This window comes from Streptomyces sp. NPDC088730, from assembly GCF_044751215.1.
GTDB lineage: Bacteria > Actinomycetota > Actinomycetes > Streptomycetales > Streptomycetaceae > Streptomyces.
In genome coordinates, this window is sequence record NZ_JBIVLK010000001.1 from 1,448,715 (window position 1) to 1,462,924 (window position 14,210).

The window sequence follows — 14,210 nt, forward strand, 5'->3', positions numbered from 1 at the left end:
TCAGGCGTGGAACGGGCCTATGCGGTAGAGCACTTCCGGCAGATGAGTGCCCTCCGGGAACAGGCCGCCGTCGAAGAGCACCTCGCGCTCCAGCTCCACGTCGTGGCGCTGGGCGTAGGACGTGAACAGGCGGTCCGACGCGGTGTTGTCCGGTGTGATGGTCGTCTCGACCGAGGCCAGGCCCTGGTTCGCGGCGACCCGCGAGGTCAGGTCGTCCAGCAGCTTCGCCGCCAGGCCGGTGCCGCGGTGGCCGTGGTCGACGGCCACCTGCCAGACGACGAGCGTCTCGGGGCGGTCTGGCCTGATGTACCCCGTCACGAAGGCGACCGGGCTGCCGGTCTCGTCGCGGGCGACCACGGAGGTCGCCGCGAAGTCACGGCACCACAGCAGGTAGCTGTACGAGGAGTTGAGGTCCAGGACCTTGGAGTCGCGGGCTATGCGCCAGATCGCGGCTCCGTCCTCCACTCGCGGGGTGTCGATAGTGATGAATTCGCTTCGGGCACGTGCAAAATCTGCTGGTGCGGCGGTCATGGGATTTGAATTTACCCAGCAAATTTCGAAATTGCATCGAGGAAAAGGGTTGGGTGAAGGACTCTTCTGTGCTATCACGCGGGTGCGCGCTCCAGCGCGAATCAACCACGATTCCTTCCGAATTGACCCGTATTTATCGGGCAAAACGTCCTCGGTGTGGAGTCGGTCACAACGTGATAACTCTATGGAGACGCAACCGAAATGGGTGACAAGGCCTCGCGGAAACCTGGGTGTTTAGCCTTCGGGGGAGCGGGAATAAGAATGCGGGGAGCTGCTCTCGATGAGCCGGCTCCCCGCATTGTTGGATTGCGTCGCAATTTATTCGCTGGGCCAGGTTTCCGAAACCGTCTTCCGGGCAGCTTCGAAATTGACCTGCCGGCCCGCGTCGGCCAGCGCCGACCCCAGAGCCGCGAGCGAGGAGAGCACCGCGCCCCGCGTCGCGTCCACCCCGTAGTGATTGACCCGGATCATCTCCCCGGCCAGCGCCCCGCCGCCCGCGATCAGCGGCAGCGACGGGTCCGCGGCGAGTGCCCGCGCCACCAGGCCCGCCGCGTCCACACCCTCCGGGGCGCGCAGCGTGGTCGCCACCGGCGCCGCGTCCTTCGCCTCGTGCACGTACGGGGCCAGGCCGCCGCCCAGCGCGAGCGCACCGGCCCGGGTCGCGGCGGCCGCCGCGGCGTGCCGGGCCATGAGGGCGTCCAGCCCCTCCGCCTCGATCCGCTCCGTACAGGCCTCCAGGGCCAGCATCTCCAGCTGGGCCGGAGCGTGCGGCAGGGCCCTGCGCCCACCGTCGATCCAGCGCTCCTTCCAGTCCAGCAGGGAGAGGTAGGAGCGGCGCGGGGCCTGCGGGTTGGCGGCGAGCCGCTCCCAGGCGCGGGCGCTCACCGACACCGCGGACACCCCGGCCGGACCGCCCATCGCCTTCTGCGCGCCGATCACGCACAGGTCGACGCCCCAGGTGTCCGGCAGCAGCGGCTCCGCGCCCACGGAGGCGACGGCGTCCAGCATGAACAGCGCACCGTGGGCGCGCACGACCTCGCCGATCTCCGCGACCGGGTTGGTGTTGCCGGTCGCCGCCTCCGCGTGGACCAGCGAGACGAAGTCGATCTCCGGGTGCGCGGCCAGCGCCTGCGCGACCTGCTCCGCCGTGACGGCCGTGTGGAAGGGCACCGCCAGGTCGACGACCTCGGCGCCGCAGTCCCGCAGCCAGTTGCCGAAGGTCTGCCCGTACGGACCCGTCACCACGTTCAGCGCGGTCGAACCGGGCCGGGCGCCGCCCCGGATACAGCCTTCGAGCGGGAGCAGGGCCTCGCCCTGCGTGATGACGACGTCCTGCTCGGTGGCGAGGAGGCGGGCCACCCGCCGCTCGATCGCCGCGAAGTGCTCCGCGGTGAGCGGGGTGAGGTCGAGGAAGGGGTGCGTCACGGCTGGTGCTCTCTTCGGGTTCGTGGCGGTGTGCGGGCCTGCGGACCGGGCCCCCACCGAGCGTACCCAGCACCTCGCGGCCCGGCGGAACGGTCCCTCGTACAGTGCTGTCCATGAGCGATCACAAGGCGCAGCGGGTGCTGCACGTGAAGGGGCGGGTGCTCGTCGGACCCGAGGAGGTCAGGGACGAACTCTGGGCGGTCGACGGGCGCGTCACGTACGAGCGGCCCCCCGGCGCGGACGGGGCGACGGTCCTCACCGGATGGGTGCTGCCGGGGCTGGTGGACGCCCACTGCCACGTCGGGCTCGACCACCACGGGGCCGTCGACACGGCGACCACGGAGAAGCAGGCCGTGGAGGACCGGGAGGCCGGTGCGCTGCTCCTGCGCGACGCGGGTTCGCCCGCCGACACCCGGTGGATCGACGACCGCGAGGACCTGCCGAAGATCATCCGGGCCGGCCGGCACATCGCCAGGACCCGCCGCTACACCAGGAACTACGCGTACGAGATCGAGCCGGACGAGCTGGTGGCGTACGTGGCGCAGGAGGCGCGGCGCGGCGACGGCTGGGTGAAGCTCGTCGGGGACTGGATCGACCGGGAGGTGGGCGACCTGACCGCCTGCTGGCCGCGCGAGGCGGTCGGGGCGGCCATCGCCGAGGCGCACCGGCTCGGCGCCCGGGTCACCGCGCACTGCTTCGCGGAGGACTCGCTGCGCGATCTCGTCGAGGCCGGCATCGACTGCGTCGAGCACGCGACCGGGCTGACCGAGGAGACGATCCCGCTCTTCGCGGAGCGCGGGGTCGCGATCGTCCCGACACTGGTCAACATCGCCACCTTCCCCTCGCTGGCACGCGGCGGCGACGCCAAGTACCCCCGCTGGTCGGCCCATATGCGCCGGCTGCACGAGCGGCGTTACGAGACGGTGGGCGCCGCGTACGACGCCGGTGTGCCCGTCTTCGTCGGCACCGACGCGGGCGGCGTGCTGGCCCACGGGCTGGTGGCCGGGGAGGTCGCGGAACTGGTGAAGGCGGGCATCCCGGCCCTGGAGGCGCTGTCGGCGGCGGCCTGGGGCGCCCGCGCGTGGCTCGGCAGGCCGGGGCTCGACGAGGGGGCTCCGGCCGACCTGGTGGTGTACGACGAGGACCCGAGGGCGGACGTGCGCGTGCTGGCCGGGCCCCGCAGGGTCGTGCTGAACGGGCGGGTGATCGGCTGAGGGGCGGGCCTCCGGGGCGGCCGGCACCGGGCCTCCGGGGGCGGCCCGGTGCCGGGGGATCGCCCCGGGATGCGCCGTGTTGACCGGCAGTTACCGGAGCGCGGACCGCTCGTTGAACCACCTCCCCGTGCGCCCGGCGTGGCCTCCCGTGAGCCGCTCGCGCTCAGGGAAACGGGTGGAGCGGGTGAAAACAGTGATGCCGAGGGAACGCACGTGCCGGAATAATCGAATACAGACACGGAAACCCCCCTTTGGGGTGAACTCACCTCAGGTATCCGCCAGTTCACCCTCCGTGCGTAAAGATTCACGGAGTCGAGGCCACCGGTGCCCGCGATGTCCCCCATTGGACGGCGCCGGTGGCTCCAATGTCTCTTGTGGGGGTTCCACCATCTTGAACAGCAACACCTTCCGCCTCGCCGCCCTGGCGATCGCCGCCGCTCCCGTCGCGCTGCTGGTCGCCGTCCCGGCGCAGGCCACCACGGCGACCACCGCCACGACCACCGGCGACGGGAAGGCCGGCGCGGTAGTGCTCCGTACCGCACTCGATGTCTCGCTCCTGAACAAGTCGATCGATGTGCCGCTCAGGACCACGCTCAATGAGGTGCACGCGCCGGCCACCGCGAAGGAGACCGCGCTCAGCGTGCGGCTCGACGGCGTGGACCGGGGGCAGCCCGTCAAGGTGCTGCGCGCCGATGTCGCCACGGCGAACGCGACCGTCGACAAGCACCGTGCCGAGGGCTACACCAACATCGTCAGGGCCCGGCTCAACCTGCCCGGTCTGCCGCTGCTCTCGCTGATCGAGGTGGAGCAGATCACCACCAAGGCGGTCTGTGAGGTGGGCCACCGGCCGGTGGCGGAGGCGAACGTGCTGGGGCATGTGAAGGTCCTCGGCCAGCGCGTCACCCTGACCACCGGAGGCACCACCCGGGTCAATGTGCCGGGCGTCGGTGAGGTGACCCTCGACCTGGCGAAGACGCACACCACCTCGCGCACCGCGGCCGCCACTGCGCTCCAGCTGAAGGTCTCGGTGAACCCGCTCAAGCTGAACGTGGCCGACGTGCGGGGCGAGGTGACGCTCGCGGAGGCCACCTGCGAGACCCCGAAGGCGCCCAGGCCGGGCGGCTCCACCGGCGGCTCTTCGAATGGCGGCTCTTCGGACGGCGGTTCGTCCGACGGTGGTTCCGGCGACGGTGGTTCCGGCAACGGCGGTCCGACCGGGGGAGGTTCGTCCGACGGCGGCTCCGGCAACAACGGTTCGACCGACGGCGGCTCCGGCAACAGCGGTTCGACCGGCGGGGGCTCCAGCTCCGGTGACTCCGCCTCCGGCGGCTCCAGCGGTGATGTGAAGACGCAGACCGGTACCGGCAGCGCCCCCGCGGCCACCGACGGCGACCTCGCGGAGACCGGCTCCAGCTCCAGCACGCCGTACATCGCGGGCGGCGCGGCACTGCTGCTGGCGGCAGGCGCGGGCGCGATGGTGGTGGCCAGGCGGCGTGCGCGGAGCTGACCCGCGGATGAGCGAGTCAGGGCCCGAGGGGGCGGCCGGGGGGCCGTAGGAAAGAAAGAACCGCGGTAAAAAAGGGGGCGGAGAGCGGTGTTCCGTGGGTGGAACACCGCTCTCCGCCCCTCGGTGCGACGCCAGCCGGGCGAGACTGTCACGGGCTCACCGGCTCATTGATTCATCGGCTGACGGCGGTCAGCGCCTGGAGCGCCTGGTCGAGCACCTGAAGAAATCGGTTGGTCGTCGTACGGTCGCGCACGGCCAGCCGCAGCCAGTCGGTGCCGAGTCCCGGAAACGTGTCGCCGCGCCGGGCCGCGAAGCCCAGCGTCCGCAGCCGCTCCCGTATCTCCGCGGCCCGGTCCAGCCGGATCAGGACGAACGACCCCTCCGCCGGCTCCACTACCTGGATCTCGGTGAACTCACGCAGCCCCGCGACCAGATGGCACCGGTCCACCGTGATGCGTTCCGCGGCGGCCTCCGCCTCGGCCAGCGCCCTCGGCTCCATGCACGCCTCGGCCGCCGCCAGCGCGGGCGAGGACACCGGCCACAACGGCTGCGCCTCCGCCAGCAGGCGCACGGTCTCCGGTGCCGCCGTGACGTAGCCGATCCGCAGCCCGGCGAGCCCCCAGGTCTTGGTGAGGCTGCGCAGGACCACGAGCCCGGGGACATCCGTACGGCCGCACAGCGCCTCGCGCTCACCGGGCACCGCGTCCATGAACGCCTCGTCGACCACGAGCGTCCGCCCGGGACGGGCCAGCCGCTCCAGGACGGCCGAGGGGTGCAGCACGGACGTCGGGTTGGTCGGATTGCCGACCACCACCAGATCCGCGTCCGCCGGAACGGCGGCAGGATCCAGCCGGAAGCCGTCCTCGGCCCGCAGCAGCACCCGTCCCACCTCGTGCCCGGCCGCGCGCAGGGCGGCCTCCGGCTCGGTGAACTGGGGATGGACCACGACCGGCCGCCGGGCCGGCAGCGCGCGGGCGATCAGCACGAACGCCTCCGCCGCACCCGAGGTCAGCAGGACCCGCTCGGGCGGCAGCCCGTGCCGTGCGGCGACCGCCGCGAGCGCCGGACGCCCGTCCGGATAGGCGGAGAGCGCGCCCAGCGACGCGGCTATCCGCTCCTTCAGCCAGGCCGGTGGGGTACCGGCCCGTACGTTGACGGCGAGATCGGTCAGATCCCGGCCCCGTCCCCGTACCTCCGCGTCACCGTGATGCCGCAGATCGTGGGCTCCCGCGCCGGTGGCGTCGGGGCTCTCAGTGGGAGTGTGCATGACCGCCATGGTGGGGGTGGGAGTGGGGGGAATGGCCGTCGTCGTGAGGGTGGAAGTGCGGCAGAACGACTATGCGCCCCGCGACGGGCTTCACGCAACGGTCCGGACCTGACGGCGCGACGGGAGCGGACGGCGCCACGAGCGCCGGAGCGGCCTCCGCGACGGCGAGCCGGTGGCGCGGGACCCGGCGCACGACCGCGCAGGTGACCATCGCCGCGCGCCCCTGCGGGCGCGACTTCCGCTTCGGTACGAGGAGTTCGCCGCCCCCGGCGAGCGCCGCGGCCTCCGCCACCGAGGGCGTGCCGACGGCGGTGAGCGGCGCGCCGGACGGATGCGGCACCTCGACCCGGGCCAGCACCTCGGCCGGGTACGTCAGCAGCGGCACCCCGAGCCGCACGGCGGCGGCCACGATCCCCGGCTCCCCGGCCCTGGCGTCGACGGTCGCCAACTCCGAGACGCTCAGCGGCGAGAGCCCGGCGCCTGCCAGGGTGTCCCGGATCAGCCCGAGCACCTCGTCCCGCGGCGCGCCCCTGGACGCGCCGACCCCGACGGTGAGCGAGGCGGTCCTGGGACCGGCGGCCCGGGGACCGGGCAGGCGACCGTCGGCGTTTTCGGTCATGGAGCACTCCTTCCGGACGGATGACAGCACTGGGGGCGGGCGCCCTGGGATGCGCGCACCGGGGTCAATCGGCTAGCAAGAGGCCATGGCGGTGTTCGTCGCGCTCGGCGCGTTCCTGATGACCCTGGCCGGTGGCTGGGTCGCCCAGCGCGTCACCGACCGCCGCCACCTCGTACTCGGCTTCGCCGGTGGACTGATGCTCGGCGTGGTCGGCCTGGACCTGCTGCCGGAGGCGATCGAGGCCGCCGGCGGCCTGGTCTTCGGCGTACCGGCGGCCCTGCTGCTGTTCGTCGGCGGCTTCCTGGTCGCGCACCTGGTGGAGCGGCTGCTCGCGGTGCGCCAGGCCGCGCACGGGGCGGGCGAGGAACGGGTGCCCCAGGTCGGACTGACGGCCGCGGCGGCGATGGTCGGCCACAGCCTGATGGACGGCGTGGCGCTCGGCGCGGCCTTCCAGGTCGGCGGCGGCATGGGCGCGGCCGTCGCCCTCGCCGTGATCACCCACGACTTCGCGGACGGCTTCAACACGTACACGATCACCAGCCTCTACGGGAACGCCCGCCGCAAGGCCCTCACGATGCTCTACGCGGACGCGGCGGCGCCCGTCGTCGGTGCGGCGACGACGCTTCTGTTCACCCTTCCGGCGGAACTCCTCGGCTGCTATCTCGGCTTCTTCGGCGGAGCGCTGCTCTACCTCGCCGCCGCCGAGATCCTCCCCGAGGCGCACCACGACCATCCGGCCCGCTCCACGCTGCTCTGGACGGTCGCCGGAGTGGGCTTCATCTGGCTGGTCGTGGGCATCGCGGACTGACCGGCTCCCCGCGCGCCGCCCGCCGCCGTGTCCGTGGTTCATCCCGCGCACTTCTCGACGAACCGGCGGGCGGTGCCGGGCGCGGCGGCCCAGTGGGTGTGCAGGTAGCTCGCGTGGACGCCCCGCCGCACGAACCCCTCCACGCGCCGCTCCGGCCGGTGCATGCCCCAGGCCGGCTCGTCCCCGGCGCCCGGCTCCAGCACGGTGCGGTGGAACTCGTGCCCGCGCATCCGGGTGCCGGCCGCCGCGAGAACGCTGTCGGAGAGCGCCACGGCGTCCCGGTAACCGAGCGTCAGCCGCTGGGACATCTGCCCCTCGGCAGCCAGCACCCCGCACATCGGCAGCCCGTCGAGCGACCGCGCCAGATAGAGCAGCCCCGCACACTCGGCGGCCACCGGGGCCCCCGACTCCGCCAGCTCCGCGACGGCCCTGCGCAACGGCTCGTTGGCGGACAGCTCGGGCCCGTACACCTCGGGAAACCCGCCCCCGATGACCAGTCCCCGAGTCCCTTCCGGCAACGACTCGTCCCGCAACGGATCGAACGGCACGACCTCGGCCCCCGCCGCGCTGAGCAGCTCACTGTGCTCGGCGTAGGAGAAGGTGAACGCGGCCCCGGAGGCGACAGCGATACGCACCCCCGCCGGTGCCCCGTCCGGCCCCGTCGGCGCGCCGACTGCGCCCGCCGCCTCCCACACCTCACCCGTCACCGGCGGCGCGGACCGCGCCAGCGCCATCAGCCCCTCCAGGTCGCACCCGGCCAGCACCTGCCCCGCCATCGCCGCGACAGCGTCCACCGCGTCGCCCCGGCGCTCCGCCACCGGCACCAGGCCCAGGTGCCGCGACGGCACCGCCAGCTGCCCGGCCCGCCGCAGCACCCCCAGCACCGGCACTCCGGACTCCTCCAGCGCCTCGCGCAACAGCGCCTCGTGCCGGTCGGAGCCGACCTTGTTCAGGATCACCCCGCCGATCCGCACCTGCGGGTCCCACGAGGCGAAACCGTGCACCAGCGCCGCCACGGAGCGCGACTGCGACGACGCGTCCACGACCAGGACCACCGGCGCCCGCAGCAGCTTCGCGACATGCGCGGTGGACGCCAGCTCACCGAGCCCGGAGGCCCCGTCGTACAGCCCCATCACGCCCTCGACGACCGCCAGGTCGCAGCCGCGTGCCCCGTGCGCGAACAGCGGGGCGATCAGCTCGGGCCCGCACATGTACGCGTCGAGATTGCGTCCGGGGCGCCCCGTGGCGAGGGTGTGGTAGCCCGGATCGATGTAGTCGGGCCCCACCTTGTGCCCCGACACGGCGAGTCCGCGTCCGGTGAAGGCGGCCATCAGGCCCGTCGCGACGGTGGTCTTGCCGCTGCCGGACGACGGCGCGGCGATGACCAGGCGCGGGATCGTCACCACTCGATGCCCCTCTGGCCCTTCTGCCCGGCGTCCATCGGGTGCTTGACCTTCGACATGTCGGTCACCAGGTCCGCCGCGTCCAGCAGCGCGGCGGGTGCGTTGCGCCCGGTGATCACCACGTGCTGCGAACCGGGCCGGTCGCGCAGCACCTGGACCACCTCCTCGGTGTCGACCCAGCCCCAGTGCATCGGGTAGGCGAACTCGTCGAGCACGTAGAGCCGGTGCGTCTGCGCGGCGAGATCACGCTTGACCTGCTCCCAGCCCTCGCGGGCCGCCGCCTCGTTGTCCAGCTGCTGGTCGCGCTGGACCCAGGACCAGCCCTCGCCCATCTTGTGCCAGACGACGGGCCCGCCCTCGCCGCTCGCGCCCAGTACCTTCAGCGCGTTCTCCTCGCCGACCTTCCACTTCGCGGACTTCACGAACTGGAAGACCCCGACCGGCCACCCCTGATTCCAGGCGCGCAGCGCCAGCCCGAAGGCCGCCGTCGACTTCCCCTTGCCGATACCGGTGTGCACCATCAGCAGCGGCCGGTTGCGGCGCTGCCGGGTGGTGAGTCCGTCGTCCGGCACACTGACCGGCTGTCCCTGCGGCATCAAGCGGCCCTCCTGTTGTCACCCTGAACGTTCTTGACCAGCCCGGCGATCGAGTCGGCCCGCAGCTCGTCGAGCGTGACGGCGGTGCCGCCCAGCTCGGCCGCGAGACTCGCCGCGAGGCCGAGCCGTACCGGACCCGACTCGCAGTCCACGACCACGGACGCGGTGCCGTCGGCCTCGTGCAGCCGGGCCGCCCGCGCGGCCAGCGCCACCGGCTCCGGTCCGCCGGTCGCCCGCCCGTCGGTCACCACGACCAGCAGCGGCCGCCGCGACGGATCGCGCAGCCGCTCCACCCGCAGCACGTCATGGGCCTTCAGCAGTCCGGCGGCCACCGGGGTACGGCCCCCGGTGGGCAGCGTCTCCAGCCGCGCGGCGGCCGCGTCCACCGAGGAGGTCGGCGGCAGCACCACGGCCGCCTCCTTGCCCCGGAACGTGATCAGCCCGACCTTGTCCCGCCGCTGGTAGGCATCCATCAGCAGCGAGAGGACCGCGCCCTTCACGGCGGTCATCCGCTGCCGGGCCGCCATCGACCCCGACGCGTCCACGACGAACAGCACGAGATTCCCCTCGCGCCCCTCCCGCGTGGCCTGCCGCAGATCGTCCCGCCGCACCACCAGACCCCGCCCGGACCGGCCCCGCGCCCGCTGGTGCGGAGCGGCGGCCTGCACGGTGGCGGCCAGGTGCAGCTTGGTCAGCGCGCCCTGCGGGCGCCGCGCGCCGGTGGTCCGACCGTGCTCGGTACGCGCCCGGGAGCGCCGCCCCGCCGCCCCCTCGCCCAGGCCCGGCACGCTCAGCATCTTCGTCCGGAACGGCTCGCCGGCCCGCACGGGCTGCTGCTCGCCGCCTCCGGCCGGCCGGCCCTGTCCCGGTTCCCGTTCCCCGCCCTGCTCGGGCACGGACTGCTCGGGCGCCGAACCCTCGGGCGCGTCGTCGGTGCCTCCCTCGGGCCGGGGCGGTGTGCCGGGCCCGTCGCCCTGCGGCGGCGGGCCGCCGCCACCGGGGCCGTCCGGGTCCGGGTCGTCGTCCTCGCCGCTGTTCTGCTCCAGCGTGTCGTCGAGCTTGTCCTCGTCGAGCCCCGGCGCGTCGAACGGATTGCGCCGGCGCCTGTGGGGGAGCGCGAGCAGCGCGGCCTGCCGCACGTCCTCGGCCAGCACGTCGGTGCGCCCCGCCCACGCGGCCAGCGCCGTGGCGGTCCTGGCCATGACGATGTCGGCCCGCATCCCGTCGACCTCGAAGGCCGCACAGGTCGCCGCGATCTGCCGCAGTGGCCCGTCACCGAGGCCTACTTCGGGCAGCAGTGCCCGCGCGGCCGCGATCCGGTCCCGCAGCGCGGCCTCCTCCTTGCCCCATCGGGCGGCGAAGGCGGCCGGGTCGTCTTCGTAGGCGAGCCGCCGCCGCACAACCTCCACCCGCTGGTCCGTGTCCCGGGAGGCGGCGACCTCGACGGTCAGCCCGAACCGGTCGAGCAGTTGGGGGCGCAGCTCGCCCTCTTCGGGATTCATGGTCCCGACGAGCAGGAACCGCGCCGCGTGCCGTACGGAGACGCCCTCGCGTTCGACATGGGAGGCGCCCATGGCCGCCGCGTCGAGCAGGACGTCGACCAGATGGTCCTGCAGCAGGTTGACTTCGTCCACGTACAGAATGCCGCGATTCGCGGCGGCCAGGAGCCCCGGCTCGAAGGCTCGCACGCCCTCCGAAAGCACCCGTTCGATGTCGAGCGCCCCGACGAGCCGGTCTTCGGACGCGCCGATGGGCAGCTCGACCGTCCGTGCCGCCCGCGACACGCCGGACGCCGGCTCGTGCGGGCCGTCGGGACACGCCGGGTCGGGCGAGGCGGGGTCGCAGGAGAACCGGCACCCCGGGACGACGGACACCTCCGGCATCAGCGCGGCCAGCGCGCGCACGGCGGTGGACTTGGCGGTGCCCTTCTCGCCGCGCACCAGCACCCCGCCGACGGCCGGCGAGACGGCGTTGAGCAGCAGGCCGAGCCGGAGATCGTCCTGCCCGACGATGGCGGTGAAGGGGTACGGCGTACTCACAGGGCCTCCTTGGTGGCGGCGGATTCCAGCGACTGCGGCTGTGCGGGCTGTTCCAGCGGTTCCGGTGGTCCCAGCCGATCCGGTGGGGCGGTCGGGCGCGGGGCCCGGCGTGCCGCGGGGGTTCCTGGCGCTCCGGGCGGGATGAAGGGGAGTCCCGCAGGCGCGCCCGACTCGATGAGCCGCCACAGCGCGTCGGTGTCCGCGTGTTCCTCGATGAGGTCACCGAGGAGGTCGAGCTGTTCCTCGCGCAGTGCGGCGAAGCAGGTGCCGGGGGCGGGGACGAAACGGCGCCCCGCGGCCCGCGCGATCTCGGTCAGGAAGCGGCGGCGGAACGCGTCGCTCTCCAGCGAGCCGTGCCAGTGGGTGCCCCACACCGCGCCGGACCGGCAGCCGTCGAGCCGCTGTCCCCGCCCGTCGGTCAGGAACGGCTCGCCGCCGCGTACGTCCGCGACGCCGTGGTGGATCTCGTACCCCTCCACGGGGGTGCCGAGCGCCTCACCGGCCGGCCGGGCGAGGGTCTTCTCGCGGTCGAACCGGACGCGGACGGGCAGCAGCCCGAGCGCCTCGACCTGCCCGGCGCGCGACTCCACCTCGTCCTCGATGTGCTCGCCGAGGATCTGGTAGCCGCCGCAGATGCCGAGGACCGGGCGGCCCTCCGCGGCGCGCCGCCGAAGCGCGTCGGCGAGCCCGCGCTCGCGCAGCCAGGCCAGCGCCTTCACGGTGCCCCGGGTGCCGGGCACGATGACGAGGTCGGCGTCGGACAGCTCCTCCGGGCGGTCCACGAACCGCACGACGACGCCCGGTTCCGCGGCCAGCGCGTCGACGTCGGTGAAGTTCGACATCAGCGGCACGGCGCACACGGCGACCCGCAGGATGTCCTCGCCGTGCGGCGGCGCGACGACCGACTCGCGTACGGTGCCGCGCAACGAGACCCGCAGCCCGTCCTCCTCGTCGATGCCGAGGCCGTGCGCGAACGGCAGCACCCCGTACGTGGGCCGCCCGGTGAGACCGAGCAGCATGTCCAGCCCCGGCTCCAGCAGCGACACGTCACCGCGGAACTTGTTGACCAGGTAGCCGGCCACCAGCTCCTGGTCCGCCGCGGCCAGCAGCGCCGTCGTACCGAAGAACGAAGCGAAGACCCCGCCGCGGTCGATGTCGCCGACGACCACCACCGGGAAGCGCGCCGCCCGTGCGATGCCCATGTTCACGATGTCCGTGCGCCGGAGGTTGATCTCGGCCGGACTGCCCGCCCCCTCGCAGATCACCGCGTCATACGTGGACCTGAGCTGCTCCAGGCAGTCCACGACGGTGGACAGCAACTGCTCCTGCCGGCCGCCGTGGTAGCCGCGGGCGCTCATCTCGCCGACCGCGCGCCCCATCAGGACGACCTGGCTGGAGCGGTCGCCGCCGGGCTTGAGCAGCACCGGGTTCATCAGCGCGGTCGGCTCCACCCGGGCGGCCTGGGCCTGCATGGCCTGGGCCCGGCCGATCTCGGCGCCCTCACGGGTGACGAAGGAGTTGAGGGACATGTTCTGCGCCTTGAACGGCGCGACCTTCACCCCCCGGCGCACCAGCCAGCGGCAGATGCCCGCCGTCACGACGCTCTTGCCCGCGTCCGAGGTGGTCCCGGCGACCAGCAGTCCGCCGCTCATGTCGGTCTCCGTCCTGAGGTGCGCGCCGGGGCAGGTGCCCCCGGTCCGCGCGTCGAGGTGATCCGTCGTGCGGCGGCGCCCACGCCCAGCCGGGCCGCCACGCTCACGCCGAGGGCCAGCACCCCGATCCGGCGCGACAGCCGTACGGCGCGTTCGATGTCCTCGGTCTCCACCGCCCGGCCCGCCTCGCCGTTGAGCACGGGGCGGTGCTCGACCCGGCCGCCGTAGGCGAGGGTGCCGCCGAGCCGTACGCCGAGCGCCCCCGCGAACGAGGCCTCCACCGGGCCCGCGTTGGGGCTCGGGTGCTTGGCGGCATCCGCCCGCCAGGCCCGCAGCGCACTCCGGGGCCGTCCGCCGGCGGCGACGGCGAGCAGGGCCGTGAGCCGGGCGCCAGGCCAGCCCACGAGGTCGTCGAGGCGGGCCGAGGCCCAGCCGTAGCGCAGGTGGCGGGGCGACCGGTGGCCGACCATCGCGTCCAGGGTGTTGGCGGCCCGGAAGCCGACGAGGCCGGGGACCCCGCCCAGCGCACCCCACACCAGGGCGCCGACCACGGCGTCGGAGGTGTTCTCCGCGACGGACTCCACCACCGCGCGGGCGATCCGAGGTCCGTCCAGGGACTGCGGGTCGCGGCCGCACAGACGGGGCAGCCGCTCCCGCGCCAGCCCGAGGTCCCCGGCGGCCAGCGCGCCGCCGATGGACCGGGCCTCGCGCCCCAGCGACGTACCGCCGACGACGGACCAGGTGGCGGCGGCGGTCAGGGCGACGGAGGCGGCGGGACGGCGGCGCAGGGCGCGGGAGGCCAGTGCGGCACCCCCGGCGGCGCCTCCGGCGCAGACCAGGGTGTGCAGGGCGCCCCACCCGCGGTGGTCGCGCCACAGACGGCGTTCGACGCCTGCCGCGGCGCGCCCGAAGGCGGCGACCGGATGTCCCCGGCAGGGATCACCGAGCAGCAGATCACCGATCAGTCCGGCCGTGGCGCCGTACGCGAAGATGCGGTCGGCACGCACGGTTCAGCCGGCCGTCGCGCCTCGGAGGGCCCTGGTGCGAGCAGCTGGTCGAAGGGGAGACACGGAGACGGGCGCACTGCGGCCGGGCATGGCGATATGTCCTCACTCAGGGTCCGCGCCCTGGTTCGACGTGACCGGCGAC

11 protein-coding genes and 1 pseudogene are annotated in these 14,210 nt (G+C 73.8%); 3 read left to right on the top strand and 9 right to left on the bottom strand.

Annotated elements, in window-relative coordinates; all coding sequences use genetic code 11:
• Entirely contained in the window at nt 1-531 is a 531-nt protein-coding gene (gene ectA, locus ACIP89_RS06520) for a diaminobutyrate acetyltransferase (RefSeq protein WP_401923484.1), read from the bottom strand.
• A gap of 318 nt (nt 532-849) precedes the next feature.
• A complete protein-coding gene (locus ACIP89_RS06525; RefSeq protein WP_401923486.1) occupies nt 850-1,956 on the bottom strand; it encodes a pyridoxal-phosphate-dependent aminotransferase family protein in 1,107 nt (368 codons plus the stop codon).
• 137 nt (nt 1,957-2,093) lie between these two features.
• Here ACIP89_RS06525 and ACIP89_RS06530 point away from each other — a divergent pair, with 137 nt between their 5' ends.
• Complete coding sequence (locus tag ACIP89_RS06530) at nt 2,094-3,170, top strand: amidohydrolase family protein (RefSeq protein WP_402113507.1); 1,077 nt, start codon at nt 2,094-2,096, stop codon at nt 3,168-3,170.
• Nucleotides 3,171-3,561: 391 nt separating this feature from the next.
• Nucleotides 3,562-4,677, top strand: coding sequence for an SCO1860 family LAETG-anchored protein (locus ACIP89_RS06535; protein ID WP_402113359.1), 1,116 nt, complete (start codon nt 3,562-3,564; stop codon nt 4,675-4,677).
• Between the two features lie 172 nt (nt 4,678-4,849).
• Here ACIP89_RS06535 and cobC read toward each other — a convergent pair whose 3' ends face one another.
• On the bottom strand, nt 4,850-5,944 hold the full coding sequence (cobC, locus tag ACIP89_RS06540) for an Rv2231c family pyridoxal phosphate-dependent protein CobC (RefSeq protein ID WP_401923490.1): 1,095 nt from the start codon (nt 5,942-5,944) through the stop codon (nt 4,850-4,852).
• Between the two features lie 124 nt (nt 5,945-6,068).
• Nucleotides 6,069-6,563, bottom strand: a pseudogene (locus ACIP89_RS06545) (cobalamin biosynthesis protein); the annotation flags it as partial.
• A gap of 85 nt (nt 6,564-6,648) precedes the next feature.
• On the opposite strand from ACIP89_RS06545, the gene ACIP89_RS06550 reads away from it, so the two are divergent.
• Entirely contained in the window at nt 6,649-7,371 is a 723-nt protein-coding gene (locus ACIP89_RS06550) for a ZIP family metal transporter (protein ID WP_401923492.1), read from the top strand.
• A gap of 38 nt (nt 7,372-7,409) precedes the next feature.
• Here the strand turns inward: ACIP89_RS06550 and ACIP89_RS06555 are convergent, their stop codons facing one another.
• Genes ACIP89_RS06555 through ACIP89_RS06575 form a run of 5 tightly spaced genes read right to left on the bottom strand, consistent with a single transcriptional unit; the run spans nt 7,410 to nt 14,068 of the window.
• Nucleotides 7,410-8,777, bottom strand: a complete 1,368-nt coding sequence (locus ACIP89_RS06555) for a cobyrinate a,c-diamide synthase (RefSeq protein WP_402113362.1) — start codon at nt 8,775-8,777, stop codon at nt 7,410-7,412.
• Nucleotides 8,771-9,370, bottom strand: coding sequence for a cob(I)yrinic acid a,c-diamide adenosyltransferase (cobO, locus tag ACIP89_RS06560; RefSeq protein ID WP_393337380.1), 600 nt, complete (start codon nt 9,368-9,370; stop codon nt 8,771-8,773). Before cobO ends, ACIP89_RS06555 begins: the two co-directional genes overlap by 7 nt.
• The gene (locus ACIP89_RS06565; RefSeq protein WP_402113364.1) at nt 9,370-11,409 is read right to left on the bottom strand and encodes a putative cobaltochelatase; all 2,040 of its coding nucleotides are present in this window, start codon (nt 11,407-11,409) and stop codon (nt 9,370-9,372) included. The genes cobO and ACIP89_RS06565 overlap by 1 nt, the downstream gene beginning before the upstream one ends.
• Nucleotides 11,406-13,061 carry a cobyric acid synthase gene (locus tag ACIP89_RS06570; protein WP_401923500.1) on the bottom strand — a complete coding sequence of 552 codons (1,656 nt, stop codon included), beginning with the start codon at nt 13,059-13,061 and terminating at the stop codon, nt 11,406-11,408. Before ACIP89_RS06570 ends, ACIP89_RS06565 begins: the two co-directional genes overlap by 4 nt.
• Complete coding sequence (locus ACIP89_RS06575; RefSeq protein WP_402113367.1) at nt 13,058-14,068, bottom strand: cobalamin biosynthesis protein; 1,011 nt, start codon at nt 14,066-14,068, stop codon at nt 13,058-13,060. Before ACIP89_RS06575 ends, ACIP89_RS06570 begins: the two co-directional genes overlap by 4 nt.
• Nucleotides 14,069-14,210: the final 142 nt, after the last annotated feature.

Coding starts and splice junctions, on each gene's coding strand:
- ectA (WP_401923484.1), bottom strand. CDS start 531: ATGACCGCCGCACCAGCAGATTTTGCACGTGCCCGAAGCGAATTCATC.
- cobC (WP_401923490.1), bottom strand. CDS start 5,944: ATGCACACTCCCACTGAGAGCCCCGACGCCACCGGCGCGGGAGCCCAC.
- ACIP89_RS06550 (WP_401923492.1), top strand. CDS start 6,649: ATGGCGGTGTTCGTCGCGCTCGGCGCGTTCCTGATGACCCTGGCCGGT.
- cobO (WP_393337380.1), bottom strand. CDS start 9,370: ATGCCGCAGGGACAGCCGGTCAGTGTGCCGGACGACGGACTCACCACC.
- ACIP89_RS06570 (WP_401923500.1), bottom strand. CDS start 13,061: ATGAGCGGCGGACTGCTGGTCGCCGGGACCACCTCGGACGCGGGCAAG.